Annotated in this window: 22 protein-coding genes; 14 read left to right on the plus strand and 8 right to left on the minus strand. The window is 67.4% G+C overall.

All coding sequences use genetic code 11. The features are described 5' to 3' along the window. Position 1: 1 nt before the first annotated feature. Together K8P63_RS07630 and K8P63_RS07635 are read right to left on the minus strand one after the other, a co-directional pair. Entirely contained in the window at positions 2-547 is a 546-nt protein-coding gene (locus K8P63_RS07630; RefSeq protein WP_223799218.1) for a hemerythrin domain-containing protein, read from the minus strand. Between the two features lie 76 nt (positions 548-623). Further along, positions 624-1,277 (minus strand): OmpW/AlkL family protein, encoded by a 654-nt coding sequence (locus K8P63_RS07635; RefSeq protein ID WP_223799219.1) that lies wholly within the window; start codon positions 1,275-1,277, stop codon positions 624-626. A gap of 57 nt (positions 1,278-1,334) precedes the next feature. Between K8P63_RS07635 and hemN the strand changes: the two genes are divergently transcribed. Further along, a complete protein-coding gene (hemN, locus tag K8P63_RS07640; RefSeq protein WP_317629362.1) occupies positions 1,335-2,723 on the plus strand; it encodes an oxygen-independent coproporphyrinogen III oxidase in 1,389 nt (462 codons plus the stop codon). 12 nt (positions 2,724-2,735) lie between these two features. On the opposite strand, the gene K8P63_RS07645 is transcribed toward hemN, so the two are convergent. From K8P63_RS07645 to K8P63_RS07670, 6 genes are all read right to left on the minus strand, one after another. Further along, positions 2,736-3,980 carry a DUF445 domain-containing protein gene (locus tag K8P63_RS07645; RefSeq protein ID WP_398288644.1) on the minus strand — a complete coding sequence of 415 codons (1,245 nt, stop codon included), beginning with the start codon at positions 3,978-3,980 and terminating at the stop codon, positions 2,736-2,738. A 56-nt stretch (positions 3,981-4,036) separates the two neighbouring features. Next, the gene (locus K8P63_RS07650) at positions 4,037-7,156 is read right to left on the minus strand and encodes an efflux RND transporter permease subunit (RefSeq protein ID WP_223799220.1); all 3,120 of its coding nucleotides are present in this window, start codon (positions 7,154-7,156) and stop codon (positions 4,037-4,039) included. A 10-nt stretch (positions 7,157-7,166) separates the two neighbouring features. Continuing rightward, the gene (locus K8P63_RS07655; protein WP_223799221.1) at positions 7,167-8,336 is read right to left on the minus strand and encodes an efflux RND transporter periplasmic adaptor subunit; all 1,170 of its coding nucleotides are present in this window, start codon (positions 8,334-8,336) and stop codon (positions 7,167-7,169) included. Between the two features lie 85 nt (positions 8,337-8,421). Further along, the gene (locus K8P63_RS07660) at positions 8,422-9,342 is read right to left on the minus strand and encodes a 50S ribosomal protein L11 methyltransferase (protein WP_223799222.1); all 921 of its coding nucleotides are present in this window, start codon (positions 9,340-9,342) and stop codon (positions 8,422-8,424) included. Then, positions 9,332-10,027, minus strand: coding sequence for an SDR family NAD(P)-dependent oxidoreductase (locus K8P63_RS07665; protein ID WP_223799223.1), 696 nt, complete (start codon positions 10,025-10,027; stop codon positions 9,332-9,334). The genes K8P63_RS07660 and K8P63_RS07665 overlap by 11 nt, the downstream gene beginning before the upstream one ends. Positions 10,028-10,074: 47 nt before the next feature. Further along, on the minus strand, positions 10,075-11,457 hold the full coding sequence (locus K8P63_RS07670; RefSeq protein WP_223799224.1) for a methyl-accepting chemotaxis protein: 1,383 nt from the start codon (positions 11,455-11,457) through the stop codon (positions 10,075-10,077). 155 nt (positions 11,458-11,612) lie between these two features. Here K8P63_RS07670 and sdhC point away from each other — a divergent pair, with 155 nt between their 5' ends. The 13 genes from sdhC (at position 11,613) to K8P63_RS07735 (ending at position 26,156) form a co-directional block, all read left to right on the plus strand. Next, positions 11,613-12,032 carry a succinate dehydrogenase, cytochrome b556 subunit gene (sdhC, locus tag K8P63_RS07675; protein WP_223799225.1) on the plus strand — a complete coding sequence of 140 codons (420 nt, stop codon included), beginning with the start codon at positions 11,613-11,615 and terminating at the stop codon, positions 12,030-12,032. After that, on the plus strand, positions 12,032-12,418 hold the full coding sequence (gene sdhD / locus K8P63_RS07680) for a succinate dehydrogenase, hydrophobic membrane anchor protein (RefSeq protein WP_223799226.1): 387 nt from the start codon (positions 12,032-12,034) through the stop codon (positions 12,416-12,418). Before sdhC ends, sdhD begins: the two co-directional genes overlap by 1 nt. Further along, complete coding sequence (gene sdhA, locus K8P63_RS07685) at positions 12,418-14,205, plus strand: succinate dehydrogenase flavoprotein subunit (RefSeq protein ID WP_223799227.1); 1,788 nt, start codon at positions 12,418-12,420, stop codon at positions 14,203-14,205. Before sdhD ends, sdhA begins: the two co-directional genes overlap by 1 nt. 178 nt (positions 14,206-14,383) lie before the next feature. Then, entirely contained in the window at positions 14,384-15,712 is a 1,329-nt protein-coding gene (locus tag K8P63_RS07690) for a M24 family metallopeptidase (RefSeq protein WP_223799228.1), read from the plus strand. Positions 15,713-15,876: 164 nt separating this feature from the next. After that, a complete protein-coding gene (locus tag K8P63_RS07695) occupies positions 15,877-16,665 on the plus strand; it encodes a succinate dehydrogenase iron-sulfur subunit (RefSeq protein ID WP_223799229.1) in 789 nt (262 codons plus the stop codon). A 47-nt stretch (positions 16,666-16,712) separates the two neighbouring features. Then, positions 16,713-17,189: a serine O-acetyltransferase gene (locus tag K8P63_RS20860; protein WP_317629363.1), complete on the plus strand. Its 477-nt coding sequence runs from the start codon at positions 16,713-16,715 to the stop codon at positions 17,187-17,189. A gap of 10 nt (positions 17,190-17,199) precedes the next feature. Then, positions 17,200-18,342 (plus strand): cell division protein ZapE, encoded by a 1,143-nt coding sequence (gene zapE / locus K8P63_RS07705; RefSeq protein WP_223799230.1) that lies wholly within the window; start codon positions 17,200-17,202, stop codon positions 18,340-18,342. Between the two features lie 34 nt (positions 18,343-18,376). Further along, on the plus strand, positions 18,377-19,492 hold the full coding sequence (locus tag K8P63_RS07710; protein WP_223799771.1) for an acyltransferase family protein: 1,116 nt from the start codon (positions 18,377-18,379) through the stop codon (positions 19,490-19,492). A gap of 117 nt (positions 19,493-19,609) precedes the next feature. After that, entirely contained in the window at positions 19,610-20,737 is a 1,128-nt protein-coding gene (locus tag K8P63_RS07715; protein ID WP_223799772.1) for a glycosyltransferase family 2 protein, read from the plus strand. Between the two features lie 148 nt (positions 20,738-20,885). After that, positions 20,886-21,848 (plus strand): malate dehydrogenase, encoded by a 963-nt coding sequence (gene mdh / locus K8P63_RS07720; RefSeq protein WP_223799231.1) that lies wholly within the window; start codon positions 20,886-20,888, stop codon positions 21,846-21,848. A gap of 87 nt (positions 21,849-21,935) precedes the next feature. Continuing rightward, on the plus strand, positions 21,936-22,226 hold the full coding sequence (locus K8P63_RS07725; protein WP_223799232.1) for a GIY-YIG nuclease family protein: 291 nt from the start codon (positions 21,936-21,938) through the stop codon (positions 22,224-22,226). Positions 22,227-22,279: 53 nt separating this feature from the next. Next, positions 22,280-23,164 (plus strand): succinate--CoA ligase subunit alpha, encoded by an 885-nt coding sequence (gene sucD, locus K8P63_RS07730; RefSeq protein ID WP_223799233.1) that lies wholly within the window; start codon positions 22,280-22,282, stop codon positions 23,162-23,164. A gap of 88 nt (positions 23,165-23,252) precedes the next feature. Next, the gene (locus K8P63_RS07735; protein ID WP_223799234.1) at positions 23,253-26,156 is read left to right on the plus strand and encodes a 2-oxoglutarate dehydrogenase E1 component; all 2,904 of its coding nucleotides are present in this window, start codon (positions 23,253-23,255) and stop codon (positions 26,154-26,156) included. The last annotated feature ends 4 nt before the right edge of the window (positions 26,157-26,160 follow it).

The following is a 26,160-nucleotide window of genomic DNA, read 5'->3' on the forward strand; positions in this document are numbered from 1 at the left end:
CTCAGGCAGCCTGGCAGATGGCCGCGAGCCGATCGGTCAGCAGGGCGCGCGCGCCGGCGGTGAGCCTGTCCTGGCCCAGCGCGAAAATGGCGAGCTGTTCGATCACCATCGCGTCGCGGCAGCCCTCGAAAAAGCAGCGCAGCATGTAGCCGAGAGCATCGGGCGCGATAGCTTCCTCGCTCGCGCCGACACGGAGCGCGGCGGCGAGGTCCTGCGCCTGGACCGCGCAGGCGACGTGGCGCGCATGAATATGATCGAGCAGGCTGTGCGTCAGCGGTTCGCTCAGATCGCGCGCGAACATCGCCTCCATCAACCGCTCTTCTTGCGGATTGTGTGTGCGCAGCAGAGTTTCCAGTCCCTCGGCGATCTGCTCGGCGGTCGCCGCTGACGGCCGCTCGGGCAGCAGGTCGGCAACCATCTCGAGCGCGTCGCACAGCTGCGAGATGGCGGCATGATCGGCCATCAGCCGCATCAGATCGATCTCGGCGATGACGTGCCATCGCCGGGCGAACGACACCTTGCTGGCGATAAGATCGTGATCCGGCATCAGGCGCTCCTCTGGCGCCGATTGTCCTGCAGAAGGCGGGGCGCGGCCTTGACCGAAGTCAAAGCCGCGCGCGGCGTCAGAGCCGGATGCCGAAGCCGAACCCGACGACGATCGGATCGAGGTTGACGTGGACGCGGTTGACCGTGCTGCCGGTCGTCAGCCGCGCATTGGTGTTGATGTCCAGATATTTGAAGTCGATGTTGGCGAACACTTTGCGGGTGATGTCGACGTCGAGGCCCGCCTGCAGCGCATAGCCGACGCTATCCGACAGGCCCACCTTGGTCGCGCCGATCGCCTGATCCAGCGCCTGGGTCGCCTTCTCCGAATAGAAGATCGAATAATTGACGCCGGCGCCGACATAGGGACGCACGTGCGCGGCCGGCAACAGGTGGTATTGCAGAGTCAGCGTCGGCGGCAGCACGCGCGCATGGGCCAGCTTGCCGAGGCCGTCGAGGCTGCCGCGACCCGATACGTCATGCTTCGTCGTGCCGAGGATGAGCTCGGTGCCGATGTGGTTCGTCCACATGTAGGTGAAGTCGAGTTCGGGCGAGAAGCCGTTGTTGACCGCGACGTGCGCGCCCGGAAATGACGGCTCCACCGGGCCGGATTTCTCCAGCGGCGCGACCATGATCGCGCGCGCACGGATCAACCAGTCGCCCTGTTCGGCCAGCGCCGGCGTGGCCACGAGAAAAGCCGCTGCGGCGCTGGCGAGGATCGTTCTAACTTGCATGATCTGCCTCCCTGATGTGAGCGAGGCGGCGGCTAGGAGCATGGTCGGCGCGCAACATTGACCGGCGTCAAGGATCGCATCGCGGCGTCGCGGCACCAACGGCACATGGTCCGCTACCTCCCCGAACTGGCCGCGCGCGCCGTGCCGCGCTATACGAGCTATCCGACCGCGGCCGAATTTAACGACGATGTCGGCGCGGCGGAGCAGGCTGCGGCGCTGGCGGCGATCGGCGCGGACGATGCCGTGTCGCTCTACGTGCACATCCCATATTGCCGGGAGATATGCTGGTATTGCGGTTGCACCACTGGCGCCGTCGGCCGGCCTGATCGGCTCGCGACCTATGTCGATGCGCTGGTGGACGAGATCGACGCGGTGGCCAGCCGCATGGCGGGCCGCGTCACCGCAATCCATCTCGGCGGGGGCAGCCCCAATGCGCTTGCCGCCGAAGACATGACGCGGCTGATGGCGGCCTTACGCGACCGTTTCACCGTTGCCGACGATGTCGAGATCGCGGTCGAGCTCGATCCCCGCACGCTCGACGCCGATTATTGCGCGCTGTTGGGTGGGCTCGGCGTCACGCGCGCGAGCCTCGGCGTGCAGACGTTCGCGCCCGCGATCCAGCGGCGGATCAATCGCGTGCAACCCTATTGGACGGCGGCGGAAGCGGTGCGGGATCTGCGTTACGCGGGCGTCAGGCACATCAACTTCGATCTGCTCTATGGCCTGCCCGGGCAGCGGAATGACGACGTTGCCGACACGATCGCCGCGTCGCTGCGCCTGCATCCAGAGCGGATCGCGATGTTCGGCTATGCCCACATGCCGCGCTTGTTGCCGCGACAGCGCATGATCGATGCGGCCGATCTGCCCGGCGTCGAGGCGCGGCTGGAGCAGAGCGCGATTGCGCGCTCCATGCTCACCAGCGCCGGCTATCGCGCAATCGGCTTCGACCATTTCGCGGTGCCGACCGACAGCTTGGCGCTGGCAGCAGCCGAGGGGCGGCTGCATCGCAATTTCCAGGGGTTCACCGACGAGGCGGTTCGCGCCGTGATCGGGCTCGGGGCTTCGGCGATCAGCCAATATGACGGGCTGTTGGTGCAGAACGAGAAGCATGTCGGTCGCTATCGCGGCAGGACACGGACCGGGCTGGTGGGGGTGCGCGGCGTGCTGCGATCGGCCGAGGCGCGGCTGCGCGGCGCCGTGATCGAACGCTTGCTGTGCGACGGCCGCGTCGATGTCGCCGCCATTGCCCGATCCATGGCGATGTCGCCCGAGCCGTTGTTGCCCGCATTCGATGCGCTCGGCGCGCTCGTCGCCATCGGCGTCGTCACCGCCGATGGCTGGTGCGTCGCGCTGGCGCCGTGGGCGTGGCCCTATGCGCGGATCGCGGCCGCGGCGTTCGACAGCTATCGCACCGCCGGCGAGCGGCGTTTCAGTCGTGCGGTCTGATCGCGCGCACCGTCAGGCGAACAGGTCGACCGTGTGGATGAGCAGGCCTACCAGGCCGCCCACCAGCGTGCCGTTGATGCGGATATATTGCAGATCCCGGCCGACCGCATTTTCGAGCCGGTCGGTGACTGTGGCGCTGTCCCAGCGGCGGATCGTATCTGACACCAAAGTCACGATCTGATCGCCATAGGTCGCGACCAGCCCACCGATCGCGCGCCGGGCGAAGCGGTTGACCGCGAACCGCACGCGCGCATCCTCCTGCAGGGTGGTGCCGAACTGGCGCAGCGCCTCGCCGAGGCGACCACCGCCCACCGCATGCGGATCGCGTGCCGTGCGCAACATCGTCGCACGCGCGCTCTGCCACAGGCCGTCGAGCCACGCCGCCACTGCCGGATTGGCGAGCGCTGCGTCGCGCCATGCCGCCACCTTCGCCTGCAGCTCTGCGTCATGCTGCAGCCGTTCGGCGAAGAGGATCAGGCCCTCCTCGATCTTGGTGCGGAGCGAATGATTGGGGTCTTCCGCCATGTCGCCCAACAGCTTGAAGATCCCGTCGAGGATCTTCGACGACAAGGTCTCGTCCAGTCCCGTCCAGCGCAAAACCGAACCCGCGCGATCGTGGATCATCTGGCGGAACAGCGCCTCGTTGGCGGCGAGCGCCTGGCCGACCCACAGAATCGCGCCGTTCACCACCGGGCGATGGCGACCCTCGGCCAGCGCAGCCGACAGAACCTGGCCGGCGAGCGGCGCGATGTTGAGCGCGCGCAGGCGCTGGGCAGCGGCACTCTTGAACAGCGCGCCGAGCCGCTCGTCGCCGAGGCTTTCGAGCAAGGTGACGGCGAGCTTGCTTGCGCGCCGCGGTCCCTCACGCGGCGGGGCGGCGAGGACGCGGCCGATCGCCGCGGCCACGTCGAGCCGCGCCATCCGCCGTACGACGATGCTCGGCACCAAGAAGTTGGTGCGCAGGAACACCGCCAGGCTGTCGCCGATCCGATCCTTGTTGCGCGGGATGATCGCGGTGTGCGGCACCGGAACGCCGAGCGGGTGGCGGAACAACGCGGTCACCGCAAACCAGTCGGCGAGGCCGCCGACCATCGCCGCTTCGGCAAATGCGCGGACGAAGCCCCAGGCGGGATGCACATGGTCGAGCGCGCGGGCGAGTGCGAACAATGCCGCCATCGCCACCAGCAGGCCGGTCGCGAGCATCCGCATCCGGGTGACCGGGGCGCGAAGGCCGGGGGAGGGGAGCACCGGGTTCATCCGGCGGGCGATGCGGCAATCATGTCGGAGACACAATCACCGGAACGGACGTTGGTTCACTCCGCGGGGTGTGCGACCGGCGTGGGATCGCCCTCGCCGCCGTTGGTGAGCGTGCGCGCGAGGCGCGGCCCGAGCCAACGCTCGAGCCCGTCCGCCAGGCTGAAGCCCGCGGGCACGATCAGCAGCGTCAGCAACGTCGACAGGATCAGGCCGCCGATCACCGTCACCGCCATCGGCTGGTTCCACGATCCGTCTCCGCCGATCGACAAGGCCGTGGGCATCATGCCGGCGACCATCGCCACCGTCGTCATCACGATCGGCTGCGCGCGTTTGTGCCCCGCGTCGAGGATCGATTCGTAGATCGCGCGACCGTGGCGGATCTCCTCGATCGCGAAATCGATCAGCAGGATCGAGTTCTTGGCGACGATGCCGAACAGCATCAGGATGCCGATCAGCACCGGCAGCGACACCGCCATGCCGGCAAGATGCAGCGCCACCGCGCCACCCAGCGGCGCCAGCAGCAGCGATGCGAGGTTGACGAAGGGCGGCATCACCCGGCGGTAGAGCAGCACCAGCACCGCGAAGACGAGCATCACGCCGGCAATCAACGCGATCACGAAGTTCTGCAGCATCTCCGCCTGCCACTTGGCATCGCCCGCCGCAGCATAGTGGACGCCGGGGGGCAGCGACTGCATCTGCGGCAGCTTCATCACCAGCGCGCGCTGCTCGCCGGCAATCCCGCCGGGGGCGAGATCGGCCGAGATCACGACGCGGCGTTCCTGGTTGAAGCGCTGGATCTGCGACGGCCCGGCACCGAAGCCGATGTCGGCGACCACCTTCAGCGGCACGGTCGTGCCGCGCGACGTCTGCACCGGCAGATCCTGGATGGTCGAAAGATCGCGACGGCTATCCTCGTTCAGCATCACCCGGATCGGGATCTGCCGGTCCGACAGCGAGAATTTCGCGACATTCTGGTCGATGTCGCCCAGCGTCGCGATGCGGATCGTCTGGCTGAGCGCGGCGGTGGTCACGCCGAGGTCGGCGGCGAGATCGAGGCGCGGGCGGATGACGATTTCGGGCCGCGGCAGATCGCCTTCGATGCGTGGCGCGCGCAGGCCGGGGAGCGCCTTCATTCCGTCGACCACCTTCGACGCAGCGCTGGTGAGCAGCAGCGGATCGGTGCCGGCGAGCATCACCGACACGTCGCGCGTGCTGCCGCCGCCGCCATTCTGCGACTGGAAGCTGATGCGCGCATCGGGGATGCGGTTGAGCATCGGCGACATCTCGCGCTCGAAATCGATGCTGCTGCGCTTGCGATCGTCGCGCAGCGTCATCACCACCTGCGCCGAGCCGACGTCGACATATTCGACCGCGGTCTTCACCTCCTGCTGCTGGCGCAGGATGCGCGTCGCCTCGTCGGCCACCGCCTCGGTCTGCGCCAGCGTGGTGCCCGGCGCCATCGTGACGTTGAGGTAGCTGGTGTCGACATTGTTCGGCGGCTGGAACGTGAAGGGCAGCGTCGCGTAGGCGGCGATGGTGAGGATGAACGCGGCCACGCCGATCAGCATCGTCAGCTTGCGATTGTCGCGAACGAACAGCCGCTTCCACGACCGGCGCGTGCCATGCCGCTCGTTCAGCGTCCACGCCAGCACCTTCATGTAGAAGTCCATCGCGCGTCCGCCGCCATGTTCCTCGGCGCCGTGCGATTTGAGGAAATAGGCTGCGACCATCGGGGTGATGAGGCGCGCGACGGCAAGGCTCATCAGCACCGCGATGACGACGGTCAGGCCGAAATTCTTGAAGAACTGGCCGGCGATGCCCGGCATCAGGCCGACCGGCAGGAACACCGCGACGATCGAGAAGGTCGTGCCGACCACGGCCAGCCCGATCTCGTCGGCGGCGTCGATCGCGGCCTGATAGGCGGTCTTGCCCATGCGCATGTGGCGGACGATATTTTCGATCTCCACGATCGCGTCGTCGACCAGCACGCCCGAGACGAGGCTGAGCGCGAGCAGGGTCATGAAGTTGAGCGTGAACCCCATCAGGCTCAGCACCCAGAAGGTCGGGATCGCCGAGAGCGGGATCGCCAGCGCCGAGATCACGGTCGCGCGCTTGTCACGCAGGAACAGGAACACGATCACCACGGCGAGGATCGCGCCTTCGACCATCGAGCGCATCGCCGCCTTGTAATTGGCAAGGGTGTAGCTGACCGAGGTCGCGCGCCGGATGAAGTGGACGCGCGGATTTTCCTTTTCGATCTGCGTCAGCACCTTGAGCGCGCCGTCGTAGACCGCCACGTCGGAGGCGCCGCGCGAGCGGACGATGCCGAAGCTGATCGTCGGCTTGCCCTCCATCTTCGCGATCGAGCGCTGTTCGGCATAGGTGTCGCGCACCGTCGCGATGTCCGCCAGTCGGGTCGAGCGGCCGTTGGCGAGCTGGATCTGCGTCTGGCCGAGCGTGAAGGCGTCGGTGGCGTTGCCGAGCACGCGCACCGACTGCTCGGCGCCCGCAATCTCGGCGCGTCCGCCGGCGGCGTTGACGTTCATCGCGCGAAGCTGCGTGTTGATCTGGGTGGCGGTGACGCCCTGCGCCTGCATCCGCGCGGGATCGAGGATCACGCGGATCTCGCGATCGACCGCGCCATGCGTGGTCACGCTCTGCATACCGTCGACCGCCAGCAGCCGCTTGGACACGGTGTCCTTCACGAACCAGGAGAGCTGGTTCATGGTCATGTCGGTCGCCTCGACCGAGAAATTGGCGAGGTTGCCGCCGTTGACGTTCACGCGCTTGACCTGCGGCTCGATGATGCCGTCGGGCAGCTGCGCACGGATCTGGGCGATCGCGTCGCGCACGTCGGTGGTCGCACGGTCGACCGGCGTCTCGATCGTGAACTGGACGAAGGTTTCCGACATGCCTTCGCTGATGGTCGAGTTGATCTCGTCCACACCTTCGAGGTTGCGGACGGCGGATTCGACGATCTGGGTGATCTGCGTCTCCAGCTCGGTCGGGGCGGCGCCCGGCTGCTGGACGATGATGACGACCGCCGGGAAGGTGATCTCCGGCTGCTGGTTCACGCTCATCCGCATGAACGAGAGCATTCCGGCGAGCGTCAGCGCTAGGAACAGCACGATCGACGGAACCGGGTTGCGGATCGACCAGGAGGAGATGTTGCGCATCGGCCGGCCGTCAGCGAACCGTGGTGGTGCGCTGCGGCTGCACCTTGTCGCCCGAATTGAGGAACGCGCCCGCTGCCGCGACGACGCGCTCGGTCCCGGCCAACCCGCTGACCACGGTCACGCCGCGATCGTCGACCTCGCCCACCTTCACCGCGCGCCGTTGCACATGATTGTCCGGTCCGACGATGTAGACGTAATTGCCCTGCGCATCGGTCATCACCGCCGATTCGGGCAGCAACGGCACGTCGCCCTGGCCGCCGCCGATCTCGGCCGCCGCGAAGCCGCCCGGACGCAGCGCGTCGTTCACCGGCAGCTTGATCCGCACGACGCCTTGGCGGGTGTTGGGATCGATGATCGGCGAGATCTGCCAGATCTGGCCGGGCACCTTCAGCGTCGTGCCGACCGGCGTCACCGTCGCCGGCGCACCGACGTGCAGCCGCGCCAGATCCGCCTCGGACAGGCGCGCCTGCAATTCCATCGCGCCGTCGGCGGCGATGCGGAATAGCGCGCCCATGCCGCTGCCGACGATCTGGCCCGCCTCGACCGAGCGCGTCAGCACGCGGCCGCCGGTGGGCGCGCGAATATCGAGCCGGCCGATCAGCGCCTGCTGTTGCTTCAGCTGGGCCTGCGCCATCAACACCTGCGCATTGGCGCTGTCATAGGCGGCTTGCCGCGTGTCGATGTCGGCCTTGGAAATGAAACCGTTGTTCACGAGCTTCTTCGCGCGCTCGAGCTGGGTGCGGGCGAGCTCGGCATTGGCCCGCGCCTGCGCGATCGACGCGGAGAGATTGGCCGCCTGCTGCACCTGCACCGAGCGGTCGACCGTCGCCAGCACCTGCCCCTTGCCGACCCAGTCGCCCGGCTGCACCAGCACGCGCGTCACCAGCCCGCCTTCGCCGGGGATGCCAACCGGCATGTCGTAGATAGCCGTGATATTGCCCACGGCGGGAATTTGGGCGGTCACGTTCTGCCGACCCGGCACCGTCACGGTCACGCGCGGCGCGGTGTCGCCCGTCGCGGGCGCGGGCTTGGCATGATAGCGCATCAAAGCGATCGCGCCGGCGACCACCAGCAGCGCGACCGCGACCGCGATGATCGCGATGCGACGACGGCCGCGGCCTTCGTCCTCGAAGGAGGAATACCCCGCCGGATCACTGCCGATGCCCGCTTCCATGTTCATGCGTGCCCACTCCTCGCCCCGCGACTTCCCCTTCGCGTACGGCCACACTGTATTATATTGCTACGTCACTTCGCTCAAGCGAAGTTTACGATCCCTGAACAAGGACCAATATGGCCCAATCGCCGCGCTGCAAATGGGCGCGCGGTGCAAAGCCTTGCTCGCGATAGGCGTATAGCACGTCGTGCGCCTGGCTTTCCAGCAGTCCGGCGAGCACGGCGATCGCGCCAGGCTGTGCTGCACGCGCGAACTCTGGTGCAAGTGCGATCAGTGGTCCGGCGAGAATGTTGGCGAGGATCAGATCGAACGGGGCCGCCGCCGCGAGCGCGGGCGCGTCCATGCCGTCGGCGACCGCCAGTGCGACGGATCCTTCGGCGATGCCGTTGACGCCCATATTCTCGCGCACGACCTCGATCGAGACGGGATCGATGTCGGAGGCGATCACCGCCGCATCGGGCCATAAGGCGCGGGCGGCGAAGGCGAGCAGCCCGGTGCCGGTGCCGACATCGGCGATGCGGTCGAAGCGCGCGCCCTCGTTCGCCAGCGTGTCGAGCGCCTCCAGGCAGCCGGCGGTGGTCTCGTGGTGTCCCGTGCCGAAGGCGCGGCTCGCCTCGATCCGGAAGGCGACCGCGTCGGCAGGCACGGCATCGGCATGCGCCGCGGTGTGGACGAAGAAGCGGCCGGCGCGGATCGGCGCGAGAAAGCCCTGGCTCAGCGTCACCCAGTCGCTGTCGGGCAGCCGTTCGGGGGTGGCTGACCCGGTCGACGACAGCGTCTGCACGAGCGCCAGCGCTTCGGCCTCGGGCGCGCCCTCGAAATAGGCGTCGAGCTGCCATGCGTCGGGCTGCACCGGATCGGGCTCACTCACCACCAGCACCGGCGCGGGATCGAGTGCCTCGATCTCCGGCAGCCCGGCGGCGATGCGATCGGCGGTCGCGCGATCGACGGGGAAGCTCAGCTTCCAGGTTTCGTCGGCCTGCGTCTGCCAGGTGGGATAATCAGCGGACAAAGCTCGCTCCATTGATGTCGATCGAGGCGCCGGTCATCGACGGCGGCGCGTCGAGCGCGAGATAGCGGACCGCGCCCGCCACTTCCTGTGGCGTGGCGACGCGGCCGAGCGGGATATCGGCGGCAGGCGCCAGAGCGGCGTCGGCCATGGCGGTGGCGACGAAGCCGGGGCAGACTGCGAAGGCGAGGATGCCTTCATGGGCGTAACCGCGCGCGATCGTCTTGGTCAGGCCGACCATGCCGGCCTTGGCGGCGGCATAGGACCAGTGATCGGGGCTGTCGCCGCGATAGGCAGCCCGGCTCGCAACGTTGACGATCCTGCCGCCTCGGCCTGCTCCACGCCAGTGGCGCACGGCATGGCGGCAGAGCTGGGCAGAGGCAGTGAGATCGATGCGGAACGTGCGTTCCCATGCCGCGTCCCATTCGGCATCGGCCAGGTCGATCGGTGCCGCCTCGAAGACGCCAGCATTGTTGATCAGCACGTCGATCCGTCCGTCCAGCCGGTCGAGCGCGTCGCGCCAGAGCATATCGGCCGCGCCCGCCAGATCGAGATCGACGGCAATGGTGCGGTCGTCGGCTGTCGTCGTGGCGTGGCCGATCAGGCGCACGTCGTCATTGCCAAAGGCGGCGGCAATCGCGGCGCCGATCCCACGGCTGGTGCCGGTGGCGAGGATGTGGAGCGTCATGTTCCGCCGCGTAGCCGATCCGAACCGGCCACGCGAGAGTAGGGGCTTCAGGCGGCGAAGCGCTCGATGAAGGCGCCGGTGGTCGAGTCGAGCCGTGCCAGCTGGGCATCGACCGAGCGGAAGCCGGTCTCGAGCTGGTCGATGTCGCGCGCCACCTGCTCGGTGTCCGAGCGGATCGCGGCGATGGTGGACGACATCGCATCGGCGGCGAGCGCGGTCTCGTCGACGGCGGCGGTGATCATCGTCACCGTCTGCGCCTGCGTCTCCATCGCGCGACGGATACGCTCCGCCGATGCCTGAACATCCCCGATGGTGGTGCGGATCGTGCCGTTGGCCTCGACCGTCTCGCGGGTGGCGAGCTGGATCGCGCCGATCTTGCTGGCGATATCGTCGGTAGCACGCGCGGTCTGGTTGGCGAGGCTCTTCACCTCCTGCGCCACGACCGCGAAGCCGCGTCCCGCCTCGCCGGCGCGGGCCGCCTCGATCGTGGCGTTGAGCGCCAGCAGGTTGGTCTGGCCGGCAATGTCGCGGATGAGGCTGAGGATCGATTCGATCGCCTGCGCGTGATCGGAGAGCGCGCGGCTGACCGCGACCGCCTTGTCGGATTGCTCGCCGGCGCGGGTGGCCACTCCGGCGGCGACCTCGACCTCGCCGCGGGCTTCCTCGATCGCCCGGATCAGGCCGGCGGCGGTCTGCGCCGCCTCGCGCATCGCCAGCGCGGACTGCTCGGACGCTGCCGCGACCTCGGATGCCTTGCCCAGCATGCCGCGTGCCGAGCCCGCCGTGGTGGCGGTGCGGCCCTGCAGCGCACCGGCATCGGCGACGGTGGTTTGAACGATCTCGACGACGGTCTGCTTGAAGCGCTCGCCGGCGTCGAGCTGTGCCGCCGCCGCGCGTTGACGCTCGAGCATGGCCACATAAGCGAGGATCACTTCGATCTCGATGCAGACCATGCGGTGGATGGTATCGATCATCCGGTGCAGCGCCGGGGCGTCGACGCCGTGATTGGCGCGCACCTGGCCCATCACCAGAGTGCTGAACGCGTTGTAGGCGCCGACGATCGACGGCAACGAGAGGCCCATTGCGAACACTTCGCGGCCGGTGCGCCCGATCATATCAATCCAGGCGGCGTCGACCGGATTGGTATAACGCATGCGGGCACGCGCGATCAGCAGCGACGAGGCGGGCTCGATGGCGCCGCCGTGGGCCCTTACCGCCTGATGGAGTGCCTGAATCGCCTCGCTGTGCTGGCCCCAGAAGGTCCCGACGCACGCGACCACGGTCGTGCCGGCCCGCTCCCACAGGAAGGTGAGGTCGGCGCCGAGCCGTCCGTCGGCATTGTAGACGGCCAGCCGCTGCTCGATCGCAGCCACGGGCATCGCCACCTTTGCCTCGGCGGGAAGGTCGATCAGATAGAGGTCGGACGTCATGACGGTGTTCGGCTCCCCCGAGGCATCGCTCGATCCCGACCTAGCGCGAGAAGGTAAACAGCGTCTTAGCTGCGGTGCGGCGATTGCATGACGGGCGCTTTGGGCTAAAGGAAGCGGCATCCGTCCACCCCCTCTCGCGGGATCCACGAGGAACCATGGCGCGCAATTCCGCTCGGCCGCTGTCGCCGCATCTGTCGATATGGAAGTGGGGGCCGCACATGGCGGTCTCGATCGTGCACCGCGCGACCGGCAGCGCGCTGGCCGTCGGCGGGGGTGTGCTGTTCGTGTGGTGGCTGATCGCGCTTGCGGGCGGCGAAGCCTCCTACGGCGGCTTCGTCGATCTGATGACCTCGGACCGGACGGGGACGCTCAACCTGATCCCCGCGGTGATCTTGATCGGGCTCACCTGGTCGTTCCTACAGCATCTCTGCTCGGGCGTGCGCCACCTGCTGCTCGATACGGGCGCGGGCTACGAGCTCAAGATCAACCGCGTCGGCGCGCTCGCCACCTTCGCTATCTCGATCCTGCTGACCCTCGTCATCTGGGCGGCGATCCTCGGCCGGGGGGCTTACTGATGGGTACGGGAACCAGCGTCGGCCGCGTCCGCGGCCTCGGCTCGGCCAAGCACGGCTCGCATCACTGGTGGCATCAGCGGCTGACGGCGGCGAGCAACCTGCTGCTCGTCACGTGGCTGTTCGTCTCGCTGCTGCGCCTGCCCCTGTATAACTATCGTGCGCTGGCGCTGTGGATCGGCAGCCCGTGGGTCAGCGTGCCGCTCGTCCTCGTCACCATCTCGATCTTCTACCACCTGCGCCTCGGCCTGCAGGTCGTGATCGAGGATTATCAGCACGATTTCACCCGCGTGATCGCACTGGTCGCCCTCAACTTCTACGCGATCGGCGGCGCTGCGCTCGCCATTTTCGCCATTCTCAAGGTCGCCTTCACCGGAGCCCTCGCCTGATGCCCGCCGCCTACCAGATCATCGACCATGTCTATGACGCCGTGGTTGTCGGCGCCGGCGGTTCCGGCCTGCGCGCCACGATGGGCTGCGCCGAGAAGGGGCTGAAGACCGCCTGCATCACCAAGGTGTTCCCGACGCGCAGCCACACGGTCGCCGCGCAGGGCGGCATCGCCGCGAGCCTCGGCAACAACACGCCCGATCACTGGACGTGGCACATGTACGATACCGTCAAGGGATCGGACTGGCTCGGCGACCAGGACGCGATCGAATATATGGTGCGCGAGGCGCCGGCGGCGGTGATCGAGCTGGAGCATGCCGGCGTGCCGTTCAGCCGCAACGACAACGGCACGATCTACCAGCGTCCGTTCGGCGGCCACATGCAGAATATGGGCGCGGGCCCGCCGGTGCAGCGCACCTGCGCCGCGGCCGACCGCACCGGCCACGCCATGCTGCATGCGCTCTACCAGCAGAGCTTGCGCTACGACGCCGACTTCTTCGTCGAATATTTTGCGCTCGACCTCATCATGGAGGGCGGCGTCTGCAAGGGCGTGATCGCGCTCTGCATGGAGGATGGCTCGATCCATCGTTTCCGCAGCCACGCGACGGTGCTGGCGACCGGCGGCTATGGCCGCTGCTACTTCTCGGCGACGTCGGCGCACACTTGCACCGGCGACGGCGGCGGCATGGTGCTGCGCGCCGGCCTGCCGCTGCAGGACATGGAATTCGTCCAGTTCCACCCGACCGGCATCTACGGCGCGGGCGTGCTCATCACCGAGGGTGCGCGCGGCGAGGGCGGCTACCTCACCAATGCCGAGGGCGAGCGCTTCATGGAGCGCTACGCCCCGTCGGCTAAGGATCTGGCCAGCCGCGACGTCGTCTCCCGCTCGATGGCGATGGAGATGCGCGAGGGCCGCGGCGTGGGCGAGCACAAGGACCACATCTTCCTGCACCTCGATCATATCGATCCGAAGGTGCTGGCCGAGCGGCTGCCCGGCATCACCGAGACCGGCAAGATCTTCGCCGGCGTCGATCTCACGCGCCAGCCGCTGCCGGTGACGCCGACCGTCCACTACAATATGGGCGGCGTCCCCTGTAATTATCATGGCGAAGTGGTCACGCTGAAGGACGGCAATCCCGACGCCGTCGTGCCCGGCCTGTTCGCGGTGGGCGAGGCGGCGTGCGTCTCGGTCCACGGCGCCAACCGGCTCGGCTCGAACAGCCTGATCGACCTCGTCGTGTTCGGCCGCGCCACCGGCTTCCGCATCGCGGAGCTGGTCCAGCCGAACAGCAAGCATGCCGCGATCGTGACCGAGGCCGACGACAAGGCGGTCGGCCGGCTCGATCATTTCCGCAACGCCGCCGGCTCGCGCTCGACCGCGCAGATTCGGCTGGAGATGCAGCGCACGATGCAGAAGCATTGCGCGGTGTTCCGCGACAGCGCGCTGCTGCGCGAGGGCCAGGAGCTGATCGACAAGACCGTCGCCGGCCTGCAGGACGTCGGCATTCAGGATCGCTCGCTGATCTGGAACACCGATCTGGTCGAGACGCTGGAACTCGACAACATGCTGCCGCAGGCCGCGGTGACGATGCACTCGGCCGCCAACCGCCACGAAAGCCGCGGCGCGCACATGCACGAGGACTTCCCCGACCGGAACGACGCCGAGTGGATGAAGCACACCATCTCGTGGTTCGAGAAGGGCCGGGTGACGATCGATTACCGCCCGGTGCACGAATATACGCTCACCGACGACGCCGAGTATATCAAGCCCAAGGCACGGGTATACTGAGGGCGTGGGGGCGTAATTGCATCCACCGTGCTCCGGCGCAGGCCGGAGCCTAAGGCTCCACGCGCGACGCCCGCTTCCCTGGGCTCCGGCTTCCGCCGGAGCACAACAGTCGCGTAACCAACGCTGGCGCAGCCGGCCACCGCATCGTACCCCTTGCGCAACGACAAGGGGGACAAGAATGCGCCGAACGCTGCCGCTGTTGCTTTCCGCTGCCATGCTGATGGGCGCCGCGCCCGCACCGCGCGCGCTCGACGGGGCGCAGCCCGCGCCGGCGGTGCTACCGCTGCGCGCGCAGGCGGCGCTGATCGACGCCGATCTCAAGGACCGGCTCGACACGATCGTGCCGAAACTGATGCGCGATGCCGGCATCGACATGTGGGTGCTGGTCGCACGCGAATATATGGAGGATCCGGTCGTCGACACGATGCTCGACGCTCGCTCGCTCCATGCGCGGCGGCGCACGATCATCGTCTTCTACGATCCGGGCGCGGGCAAGCCGATCGAGCGGCTGACGGTCAGCCGCTACGGCCTCGCCGGCCTGATCCCGCCGGCATGGAAGCCCGAGGAGCAGCCCGACCAGTGGAAGGCGCTCGCCGGCATCATCCTCCAGCGTAATCCGAAGAAGATCGCGCTCGACGTCTCGCCGCTCACCGCCTTCGCCGATGGGCTGACGCATGGCCAGTATGAGGAACTGACCGCCGCGCTGCCGCCCGAATATCAGCAGCGCATCGTCTCGGCTGAGCCGCTGGCGATCGGCTGGCTGGAGACGCGCAGTGCCGCGCAACTCAAGGTCTATCCCGGCATCCTCGCCATCGCGCACTCGATCATCACCGAGGCATTCTCCAGCGCGGTGGTGAAGCCCGGCGTCACCACCACCGCCGACGTGCAGTGGTGGATGCGCCAGAAGATCGCCGCCTTGGGACTGACGACATGGTTCCACCCCTCGATCGACGCCTTCCGCCCCGGCGCGCCGGGCGGGCTCGACGGCGATACGGTGATCCAGCCGGGCGACATGCTATGGTGCGATTTCGGCATCACCTACATGCGGCTCAATACCGATACGCAGCAGCTCGCTTATGTGCTGAAGCCGGGCGAGACCGATGCGCCGGCCGGGCTCAAGAAGGGCCTCGCCACCGCCAACCGGCTGCAGGACATCCTGATCGCGCAATATCGCCCCGGCGCCACCGGCAATTCGATGCTGGCCGCCGCGCGCAAGCAGGCGCTGTCAGAGGGGATCGTGCCGTCAATCTATTCGCACCCGATCGGCTATGCCGGCCACGCCGCGGGCGCACCGATCGGCTTCTGGGACAATCAGGGCTCCACGCCGATGGGCGACTGGCCGCTCCACCCCGACACCGGCTTCTCGATCGAGCTCAACGCGACCGTCGCCGTCCCCGAATGGGGCGGGGCGAAGGTGCCGTTCCGGCTGGAGGATGACGGCTGGTATGACGGCCAGCGCTTCCACTGGCTCGACGGGCAGCAGAAGCGGTTCCACCTGATCGGGTGATCTGCCGCTCCCAACCGTCATCCCAGCGAACGCTGGGATGACGGGCGAGGGCAGGGCACCGCACTCCGCACCGCGCGAAGCATTTGCGGGATGCGGCGGCTTTCGGTATCGGCCTTGGCCGACGCGCTCGTTCGAGCGCCCCAGCCTGACGGAACCCCCTGACCATGGCCGAATTCGCGCTCCCGAAGAACTCCAAGATCAAGAGCGGGGGCAAGGTCCACAAGGCGGCATCGGACGCGAAGGACGTGCGCAGCTTCAAGGTTTATCGCTACGATCCGGAATCGGGCGAGAATCCGCGCTACGACACGTATGAGCTCGATCTGGCGCAGACCGGCCCGATGGTTCTCGACGCGCTGCTCAAGATCAAGAACGAGGTCGATCCAACGCTCACCTTCCGCCGTTCGTGCCGCGAGGGGATTTGCGGTTCGTGCTCGATGAACCTCAACGGCAAGAACGGTCTCGCCTGCACCACCGCGATCGAGGATCTGGCGGGCAAGGAGGTGCGCATCACGCCCCTGCCGCACATGGACGTGATCAAGGATCTCGTCCCCGATTTCACCCACTTCTACGCGCAATATGCCTCGATCAAGCCGTGGCTGCAGACCGTCACGCCCGAGCCGTCGGCCAAGGAGCGGCTGCAGTCGCCCGAGGATCGTTCGAAGCTCGACGGGCTCTACGAGTGCATCCTGTGTGCCTGCTGCTCGACCTCGTGCCCGAGCTATTGGTGGAACAGCGACAAGTTCCTCGGCCCGGCGATCCTGTTGCAGGCCTATCGCTGGCTCGCCGACAGCCGCGACGAGATGACCGGCGAGCGGCTCGACGAGCTGGAGGATCCGTTCCGTCTGTATCGCTGCCACACGATCATGAACTGCGCGAACGTCTGCCCGAAGGGGCTGAGCCCCGCGCGCGCGATCGCCGAGATCAAGAAGATGGAAGTGGAGCGCCAGCTCTGAGCGATGCGGCGGGTCCGGCGTCCGGGCCGCCCGACATCGTCGGCGGCGTGTCCGCCAGCGTGCCCGACTGGGCGCGCGAGCGGTCGCACGGCGGGTTCGATCCCGGCCGCAGCCTGCTCGCCGCGCATCGCCGGCTCGATCGGCTGGCGGGCCGCCGCGCGCCGATCCGGCGGCGGCTGGCGTTGCTGTGCCACCGCTTCTGGCGGATCGTGTCGCAGGTCGATGTCGCGCCGGGTACGCGCATCGGTGGCGGCCTGCTGATGCCGCACCCCAACGGCATCGTCATCCATCCGGACAGCGTGATTGGCCCGAACTGCCTGATCCTGCAGCAGGTGACGCTGGCGGCGGGTGCGGACGGCGCGCCGCGGCTGGGTGGCCATGTCGATATCGGCGCGGGCGCCAAACTGCTCGGCGGGATCGTCGTCGGCGATCATGCCGTGATCGGCGCCAATGCGGTGGTCACGCGCGACGTCGCGCCAGGAACAACGGTCGTCGGCATTCCCGCTCGTCCGATCGAACGCTGACCGCCCGGCCATGACGACCGTCCTCGCGCGCTACGATCGCCTGCTGGCTGCCGGCGAGTTGCGCGCCGATCCTGCCCAGCGCCGCGTCGCCGAACGGCTCGACCAGCTCCAGCGCGATCTCGAGGCGAGCCCGCCCAAGGGCAGCGTGCTGTGGCGCCTGCTCGGCCGCAAGCCCGAGCCGGTGCGCGGCGTCTATCTGTGGGGCGGGGTCGGCCGGGGCAAGTCGATGCTGATGGACCTGCTGTACGATACCAGCACCGTCCGCCCGAAGCGCCGCGTCCACTTCCACGAATTCATGCTGGAGGTTCACGATCGCCTCCGCGCCGAGCGCGTGAAGGAGACGGGCGACCCGATCCCGGCGGTCGCGGCCGATATCGCGGCCGGCGCCAAATTGCTCGCCTTCGACGAGATGGTCGTCAACAACACCGCCGACGCCGCCATCCTCAGCCGGCTCTTCACTGCGGTGCTTGATCACGGCACGACCGTCGTCACCACCTCCAACCGGCCGCCGGGCGACCTCTACAAGGATGGGCTCAACCGCCAGCTGTTCCTGCCCTTCATCGCGCTGATCGAGGCGCGCATGGACGTGCTGACGCTCGACGGGCCGACCGATTACCGGCTGGAGCGGCTGGGCGGCGCGCCGACCTGGTATGCGCCGCTGGGCGATGCGGCGACGCAGGCGGTGAGCGCCGCCTTCTTCCGCCTGACCGATTATCCGCCCGAGGATCGCGCGCACGTGCCGTCGTGCGAGCTCGCCGTGCCGGGGGGGCGCACGCTGCATGTGCCGAAGTCGCTGAAGGGCGTCGGCGTCTTTTCGTTCAAGCGGTTGTGCGGTGATGCGCGTGGTGCCGCGGATTATCTCGCCATCGCGCGCAATTTCCACACCGTGATCCTCGTCGGCATCCCGGTGATGGGGCCCGAGCTGCGCAACGAGGCGGCGCGGTTCAAGGTGCTGATCGATGCGCTGTACGAGCATAAGGTGAAGCTGATCGTCGCGGCGGCGGCGGTGCCCGAGGCGCTGTATCCCGCGGGCGACGGCGCGTTCGAGTTCGAGCGCACCGTCTCGCGCCTGATGGAGATGCAGTCGGCCGACTATCTCGCCGCCGGCCACGGCAGCGAGGGTCAGGGCGACAGCGCCGCCATAGTGCGCTAGGATCGCCGGGGGCGGCAGGGGTAAAGCGTTGAGCGTGTTGGTAGACGGTAAAAGTGCGTCATCGTCGGTGCGGGCGACCCCGCGCCGGCTCGACTGGGTCGAGGTCGGACGCGGGCTCGCCGCGCTCGGCGTGGTGATCGCCCACTACAATCCCACGCCCAACAGCGGCCTGTTCGTGCTGGGGCGCGATCTCGGCTCCTATGCCGTCGAGTTCTTCTTCACGCTCAGCGGCTTCATCATCTTCTTCGTCCATGGCCGCGAGCTCGGCCAGCCGGAGGCGCTCGGCCGCTACGGTTGGCGGCGCCTGTGTCGCGTGCTGCCGACCTACTGGATCATGCTGGCGGCGGCGTTGGTGTTCAACCAGACGATCCAGAATCCCAGCGCGCGTATTCACCTCAACGTCGTCGAGCTGCTGCGCCAGACCTTCCTCATACCGAATACCGATCTGCTGATCGGGCCGGCATGGACGTTGCGCCACGAACTGCTGTTCTACGCCATGTTCGCGCTGATCATCGTGTCGCGGCGGTTCGGGCTCGCCATATTCGCGGCGTGGATGGTCGCCTGCCTCGCCAATCTGGTGATCTTCGGCCTGCCGCCGGGACAGATTTGGACGCCCGAGGGCATCTTCTTCCACCATTACAATCTGGATTTCGCGTGCGGCATGGCGATCGCGCTGGCGGCGCGGCGGCCGATCCTGCCGGCGCTGACGGCGATCGCCGGCGCGATCGGGATCGTGCTGTGCGGCCTGTCCGCCACGTTGCTGCCGCACGCCGTTCTGGTCAACGTGCTGGGGCACAAGGCGTTGTTCTGCGGCATCCTCGGGTTGCTGGTGCTGCTGTCGCGGCGTGGGGTGGAGGCGCCCGGATGGGGCGTCCGCCTCGGCGCGATGTCCTACGCGCTCTATATCTCGCACATCACCGTCGGGGTGGCGTTCAACGGCGCGCTCAAGCATCTTCACGTGCGCGAAGCGATCCCGATCGGGTTGCTGTTCGCGATCGACATCGCCGTGGCGGTGACCTTCGCTGGCCTGTTCTTCTCGGTGGTCGAAAAGCCGATGCTCAAGCGGCTCTATGCGGCATGGGATGCGCGCCGGCCGACGCCCGAGCGGATTGCGCCTGCGGGCACGGTCGCCGCCGATCAAGGCGTCTGATCGCGTCGGCGGTGGCCCCGCCGGTGCGACCTGCTATGGGGCCGGAACCATAGTAGAGTTGCGCCTTCCGTGTCTTCGCCTTCCGATCCCGTTCTGAATCCGCCGGCCTTCCTTTCGATGCGCGCGTCGCTGCCCGCCGAATTGGCCGTGGTGGTGCCCGCCTATAACGAACGCAGCAACGTGGCGCTGCTGGTCGATGCGGTCGCGCATGCGCTGCCCGACGTCCACTGGGAGATCGTGTTCGTCGACGACGACTCGCCGGACGGCACCGCCCAGCAGGTGCGTGCGCTGGCGCAGGCCGATGCGCGCGTGCGCGTCGTTCATCGCTACGGCCGGCGCGGACTGGCCTCCGCCTGCGTCGAGGGCATCCTCGCGACCTCGGCGCCGATCGTGGCGGTGATGGACGCCGACCTGCAGCATGACGAGACGATCCTCGGGGCGATGTTCCGCCGCATCCGCCAGGGCGACGTCGATCTCGTCGTCGGCAGCCGCTACGTCGAGGGCGGCGGCATGGGCGAATGGAGCCGCCGCCGCATCGCCATGAGCCGGCTGGCGACCGCGCTCGCCAATCGCCTGACCGGAACCGCGATCGGCGATCCGATGAGCGGCTTCTTCATGCTGACGCGCGGGGCGTTCATGGCGTCGCTGCCGGGCCTGTCGTCGGTCGGCTTCAAGATCCTGCTCGACATCGCCGCGAGCGCGCCCGCGCCGCTGCGCGTGGCCGAGGTTCCCTACACCTTCCGCACCCGCCAGCATGGTGAGAGCAAGCTCGATAGTCTCGTGCTGTGGGAATATCTCCAATTGCTGCTCGACAAGGCGTTCGGCCACATCGTGCCCGCGCGCTTCATCAGCTTCGCGTTGGTCGGCGGATCGGGCGTGGTGGTGCACTTCGTCGTGCTCACCGTGGTCCTCGAAACCTTGCTGCATCTGCACGGCGCGGCTGACGAGGAGCGCTGGTTCGCGATCGCGCAGGGGGCGGCGACGGTCGTCGCGACCTCCAGCAACTTCTTCCTCAACAATCTGCTCACCTATCGCGACCAGCGGCTGAAGGGGATGCGGCTGCTGTGGGGCTGGATGACGTTCAACCTGGTCTGCGGCATCGGCTTCCTCGCCAATGTCGGCATCGCCAGCTGGCTCTATCAGCGGCGCAATTATCTGGTCGTGTCGGCGCTCGCCGGTATCGCGATCACGACGGTGTGGAATTACGCAATGTCGTCGATCTTCACGTGGCGGCGGCGCGGCTGAGCCTTTCGATCCTCGCAGCGCAACATAAAAACCTATTTCGGGCGGTTGAACCCCCCGGACGATGGGTCTAAGCGAGCCCCGCTGATCCGCGGCCGCGCCTCTTGCGACCGCTTTCTCTAGGCACCGTATCGAAGGTGGAAGGGGTCGCATGGCTCGGAAGAAGATTGCGCTTATCGGCGCTGGCAATATCGGCGGCACGCTCGCCCATCTTGCGGCGTTGAAGGGTTTGGGTGACGTCGTGTTGTTCGACGTGGTCGAGGGCGTGCCGCAGGGCAAGGCGCTGGATCTGTCGCAGTGCGGACCGGTCGAAGGCTTCGATGCCTCGATCAAGGGCACCAACGATTATGCCGATATTGCCGGCGCCGACGTGATCATCGTCACGGCGGGTGTGGCGCGGAAGCCCGGCATGAGCCGTGACGATCTGCTCGGCATCAACCTTAAGGTAATGAAGGCGGTCGGCGAGGGCATCAAGGCCAACGCCCCCGACGCGTTCGTGATCTGCATCACCAACCCGCTCGACGCGATGGTGTGGGCGCTGCGCGAATTTTCCGGCCTGCCGCCGGAGAAGGTGGTCGGCATGGCAGGCGTGCTCGACTCGGCGCGCTTCAGCCACTTCCTCGCGGAAGAGTTCGGCGTGTCGGTGAAGGACGTGAACACGTTCGTGCTCGGCGGCCATGGCGACACGATGGTGCCGGTGCTCGAATATTCGACCGTCTCGGGCATCCCCGTCGCGGATCTGATCGAGATGGGCTTCTCCACCAAGGAGAAGATCGACGAGATCATCAAGCGCACGCGCGGCGGCGGCGGCGAGATCGTTGCTTTGCTCAAGACCGGCTCGGCTTATTACGCGCCCGCCACCAGCGGCATCGCGATGGCCGAAGCCTATCTCTACGATCAGAAGCGCGTCCTGCCGGCGGCGGCCTATCTGTCGGGCCAGTATGGCGTGGACGATCTCTATGTCGGCGTTCCGGTGGTGATCGGCGCGGGCGGCGTCGAGAAGATCGTCGAGGTCAAGCTGTCCGACGAAGCCAAGGCTAACCTTCAGGTCTCGGTCGACGCGGTCAAGGAACTGCTGGTCGCCTGCAAGGGCATCGACGAGAGCCTGGCTTAAAGCCGTCACCCCGGCGCAGGCCGGGGTCCAGTCCCGCCGTTGGAACTGGATGCCGGCCTACGCCGGCATGACGGGTAGAGGAAGGATGTGGAGAAAAGCGGTTACGTCTACATCATGGCAAGCGGACGGAACGGTACGCTTTACCTTGGTGTGACGAGCGATCTGGTGAAACGGGTTCATGAGCATCGTACGGATGCCGTCGAGGGTTTCACCAGCCGTTATGGCTGCAAGACGTTGGTCTGGTTCGAAGTTCACGATCGTATCGACGGTGCGATCGTGCGCGAGAAGCAGATGAAGGAGTGGCGCAGGGCCTGGAAGCTTCGCGAGATCGAGGCCACCAATCCTGATTGGAACGATCTGTTCCCGTCGCTGATCTGAGGACTGGATCCCGGCCTTCGCCGGGATAACGAAAAAGGGAATGCGACAGGGCGATGAGCATCCTCGTTGACGCGAACACCAAGGTGATCACCCAGGGCTTCACCGGCCAGCAGGGTACCTTCCATTCGGAGCAGGCGATCGCCTACGGCACCAAGGTCGTCGGCGGCGTGACGCCCGGCAAGGGTGGCCAGTCCCACATCGGCCTGCCGGTGTTCGACACGGTGCATGAGGCGGTCGAGAAGACCGGCGCGGATGCGAGCGTGATCTACGTGCCGCCGCCATTCGCGGCCGACTCGATCCTCGAGGCGATCGACGCCGAAGTGCCGCTGATCGTCTGCATCACCGAGGGCATTCCCGTGCTCGACATGGTGCGCGTCAAGCGGGCGCTCTCGGGCTCCAAGTCGCGCCTGATCGGCCCGAACTGCCCGGGTGTGCTGACGCCGGGCGAGTGCAAGATCGGCATCATGCCCGGCAATATCTTCTCAAAGGGCTCGGTCGGCGTCGTGTCGCGCTCGGGCACGCTCACCTACGAGGCGGTGTTCCAGACGACGGCGGCGGGCCTCGGCCAGACGACCGCGGTCGGCATCGGCGGCGATCCGGTCAACGGCACCAACTTCATCGACGTGCTGGAACTGTACCTCGCGGACGAGGCGACCAAGTCGATCATCATGATCGGCGAGATCGGTGGCTCGGCCGAGGAAGAGGCCGCGCAGTTCCTGAAGGACGAGGCCAAGAAGGGCCGCTCCAAGCCGATGGTCGGCTTCATCGCCGGCCGTACCGCGCCTCCGGGCCGTCGCATGGGCCATGCCGGCGCGATCGTCTCGGGCGGCCAGGGCGGCGCCGAGGACAAGATCGCGGCGATGGAATCGGCCGGCATCCGCGTCGCGGCGAGCCCGTCGGAGCTCGGCACGACGCTGGTCGAGCGTCTCAAGGGTTGATTTGGACGATGATAGCGCTCACCTGACGGGAGCGCCGCGACTGCGACCGGACGTTTCGATCCGGCGACGAAGCGAAGAAGGACGTGACATGGGTTTCGAGGGACAGAGCTTCGACGGGCTTGAGGGCGTAAGCCCCTCATTCGCGGAGGCGCTGTACCGACGATACCGCGCCGATCCGCAGTCGGTGGAGGCGGGCTGGCGCGCTTATTTCGAGACGCTTGAATCGTCCGTCGCCGCCCCCAGCTGGGCGCGTCCGAACTGGCCTCCGATCGAGACCGACGCGCTGACCGCCGGGCTCGATCCCACTCAGATGCAGCCCGAGCCGAAGCCGGCCAAGGGCGGCGCCAAGCCCGCGCCGGCGGCCCCCGCTGCCGCGCCGGCCGCCGCGGACGTGACGGCCGCCGCGCTCGACGCGATCCGCGCGGCGACCCTGATCCGCACCTATCGCGTGCGCGGCCACCTGCTTGCCGATCTCGATCCGCTCGGCCTCGCCCGGCGCGAGCAGCTGCCCGAGGATCTCGACCCGGCCTATCATGGCTTCACCGAGGCCGACATGGATCGCCCGATCTTCGTCGGCGGCGCGCTCGGCTTCGAGAAGGCGACCGTGCGCGAGCTGATCGCGGTCCTCCGCCGCAATTACTGCGGCAAGGTCGGCCTCGAATATATGCACATCCAGGACGTGGAGGAGCGCAAGTTCCTGCAGGAGCGGATGGAGGGCAAGGACAAGGAGATCAGCTTCACGCTCGAGGGCAAGAAGGCGATTCTTACCAAGGTAATCGAGGGCGAGCAGTGGGAGAAATTCTGCGCCCGCAAGTTCGTCGGCACCAAGCGCTTCGGCCTCGACGGCGGCGAGTCGATGATCCCCGCGCTCGAAGCGGTGCTGAAATATGCCGGCTCGTCTGGCGTGCAGGAGGTCGTGCTCGGCATGGCGCATCGCGGGCGCCTGAACGTGCTCGTGAACGTGATGGCGAAGCCCTATCGCATCCTGTTCCACGAATTTGCGGGCGGCTCGTCCAATCCCGAGGACGTGGGCGGCTCGGGCGACGTGAAATACCATCTCGGCACGTCGAGCGACCGCGAGTTTGACGGCCACAAGATCCACCTCAGCCTCGCGCCCAATCCGTCGCATCTCGAGTGCGTCGATCCGGTGGTGCTGGGCAAGAGCCGCGCCAAGCAGACCAAGCTCGGCGACAATGCACGCGAGAAGGTGCTGCCGATCCTGATCCACGGCGACGCGGCCTTTGCGGGTCAGGGCGTGATCATGGAATGCTTCGGCTTCTCCGGCCTCGTCGGCTACAATACCGGCGGCTGCATCCACTTCGTCATCAACAACCAGGTGGGCTTCACCACCTCGCCGCAGTTCGCGCGCTCGTCGCCTTATCCCAGCGACATCGCCAAGATGGTCTCGGCACCGATCCTTCACGTCAACGGCGACGATCCCGAGGCGGTGACCTTCGCCTGCAAGGTCGCGACCGAATATCGCCAGACGTTCAAGCGCGACGTCGTGATCGACATGTGGTGCTATCGCCGCTTCGGCCACAACGAGAGCGACGAGCCCGGCTTCACCCAGCCGCTGATGTATGACGAGATCCGCACCCACACGCCGGTGTCGAAGGTCTATGCCGATCGGCTGATCGCGCAGGGCCAGGTCGATCAGGCATGGGTTGATCAGGAGGAAGCCGCCTTCATCGCCCGCCTCGACGACGAGTTCGAGGCGGCCAAGGGCTACAAGGCGAACAAGGCCGACTGGTTCGAGGGCGAGTGGGCCGGCTTCGCCGCGCCGAAGGAGCCGATCACCGAAAAGCGCGCCGCCGCCAGCGGCGTGACGCGCGAACTGGCCGACGATGTCGCCAGGACGCTGACCACGGTGCCGGAAGGCCTTGTCATCCATAAGACGCTCGGCCGCGTGCTGGATGCCAAGCGCCAGATGTTCGCGAGCGGCGAAGGCATCGACTGGGCGACCGCCGAGGCGCTCGCCTTCGGAACCCTGCTCAAGGACGGCTACGCCATCCGTCTTTCCGGGCAGGATGTCGGCCGCGGCACGTTCAGCCAGCGCCACGCAGTGTGGGTCGACCAGACCGACGCGCACAAATATATCCCGCTCTCGACGATCGACCGCTCCTTCCAGGTGCTCGACAGCCCGCTGTCCGAATTCGGCGTGCTCGGCTTCGAATATGGCTATTCGGGGCAGGCGCCGAACACGCTGGTGCTGTGGGAAGCGCAGTTCGGCGATTTCGCCAACGGCGCGCAGGTGATGATCGATCAGTTCATCGTCGCCGGCGAAGACAAGTGGCTGCGCGCCAACGGCCTCGTCATGCTGCTGCCGCACGGTTACGAAGGGCAGGGGGCGGAGCATAGTTCGGCCCGGCTGGAGCGTTACCTGCAGCTCTGCGCCGAGGACAATATCCAGGTCGCCAATTGCACGACGCCGGCCAACTACTTCCACATCCTGCGCCGCCAGATGCTGCGCAAGTTCCGGAAGCCGTTGATCATCATGACGCCGAAGTCGCTGCTGCGGCACAAGGCGGCGGTGTCGTCGCTCGACGACCTGCTGGGCGACAGCCACTTCCACCGCATCCTGCCCGATCCGACGCCGCCGGCCGACGATCAGGTCAAGCGGCTGGTGCTGTGCTCGGGCAAGGTCTTCTACGATCTGGCTGATGCGCGCGAGAAAGCGGGCGACGCCAACACCTCGATCATCCGCGTCGAGCAGCTCTATCCGTTCCCGTCCGACGCGCTGGTCGCCCGGATCGCGCGCATGCCGAACCTCGAGACGGTGGTGTGGGCGCAGGAAGAGCCGCGTAACGCCGGTGCCTGGTTCTTCGTTCGCGAGCTGATCGAGGCGGTCCTCGCCGACACCGGCAAGAGCGGCATCGCGCCGGTCTATGCGGGCCGCAAGGCCTCGCCCGCGACCGCGACCGGCCTCGCCAAGAAACACGTCCAGGAGCAGGCGGCGCTCGTCGCCGAGGCGCTGGGCCACGAAGCACGATAGGAAA

Origin of the sequence: Sphingomonas nostoxanthinifaciens (assembly GCF_019930585.1) — a bacterium.
In the GTDB taxonomy this organism is placed as follows: Bacteria; Pseudomonadota; Alphaproteobacteria; order Sphingomonadales; family Sphingomonadaceae; genus Sphingomonas_I; species Sphingomonas_I nostoxanthinifaciens.

Excerpts from the sequence above, each read along its gene's own strand:
- K8P63_RS07645 (WP_398288644.1), bottom strand. The coding sequence starts at position 3,980 with ATGAACCCGGTGCTCCCCTCCCCCGGCCTTCGCGCCCCGGTCACCCGG.
- K8P63_RS07635 (WP_223799219.1), bottom strand. The coding sequence starts at position 1,277 with ATGCAAGTTAGAACGATCCTCGCCAGCGCCGCAGCGGCTTTTCTCGTG.
- zapE (WP_223799230.1), top strand. The coding sequence starts at position 17,200 with ATGACGACCGTCCTCGCGCGCTACGATCGCCTGCTGGCTGCCGGCGAG.
- K8P63_RS07655 (WP_223799221.1), bottom strand. The coding sequence starts at position 8,336 with ATGAACATGGAAGCGGGCATCGGCAGTGATCCGGCGGGGTATTCCTCC.
- sdhC (WP_223799225.1), top strand. The coding sequence starts at position 11,613 with ATGGCGCGCAATTCCGCTCGGCCGCTGTCGCCGCATCTGTCGATATGG.
- K8P63_RS07665 (WP_223799223.1), bottom strand. The coding sequence starts at position 10,027 with ATGACGCTCCACATCCTCGCCACCGGCACCAGCCGTGGGATCGGCGCC.
- sucD (WP_223799233.1), top strand. The coding sequence starts at position 22,280 with ATGAGCATCCTCGTTGACGCGAACACCAAGGTGATCACCCAGGGCTTC.
- K8P63_RS07735 (WP_223799234.1), top strand. The coding sequence starts at position 23,253 with ATGGGTTTCGAGGGACAGAGCTTCGACGGGCTTGAGGGCGTAAGCCCC.
- K8P63_RS07690 (WP_223799228.1), top strand. The coding sequence starts at position 14,384 with ATGCGCCGAACGCTGCCGCTGTTGCTTTCCGCTGCCATGCTGATGGGC.
- K8P63_RS07650 (WP_223799220.1), bottom strand. The coding sequence starts at position 7,156 with ATGCGCAACATCTCCTCCTGGTCGATCCGCAACCCGGTTCCGTCGATC.
- K8P63_RS07630 (WP_223799218.1), bottom strand. The coding sequence starts at position 547 with ATGCCGGATCACGATCTTATCGCCAGCAAGGTGTCGTTCGCCCGGCGA.
- sdhD (WP_223799226.1), top strand. The coding sequence starts at position 12,032 with ATGGGTACGGGAACCAGCGTCGGCCGCGTCCGCGGCCTCGGCTCGGCC.
- sdhA (WP_223799227.1), top strand. The coding sequence starts at position 12,418 with ATGCCCGCCGCCTACCAGATCATCGACCATGTCTATGACGCCGTGGTT.
- K8P63_RS07715 (WP_223799772.1), top strand. The coding sequence starts at position 19,610 with ATGCGCGCGTCGCTGCCCGCCGAATTGGCCGTGGTGGTGCCCGCCTAT.
- K8P63_RS07695 (WP_223799229.1), top strand. The coding sequence starts at position 15,877 with ATGGCCGAATTCGCGCTCCCGAAGAACTCCAAGATCAAGAGCGGGGGC.
- mdh (WP_223799231.1), top strand. The coding sequence starts at position 20,886 with ATGGCTCGGAAGAAGATTGCGCTTATCGGCGCTGGCAATATCGGCGGC.
- K8P63_RS07670 (WP_223799224.1), bottom strand. The coding sequence starts at position 11,457 with ATGACGTCCGACCTCTATCTGATCGACCTTCCCGCCGAGGCAAAGGTG.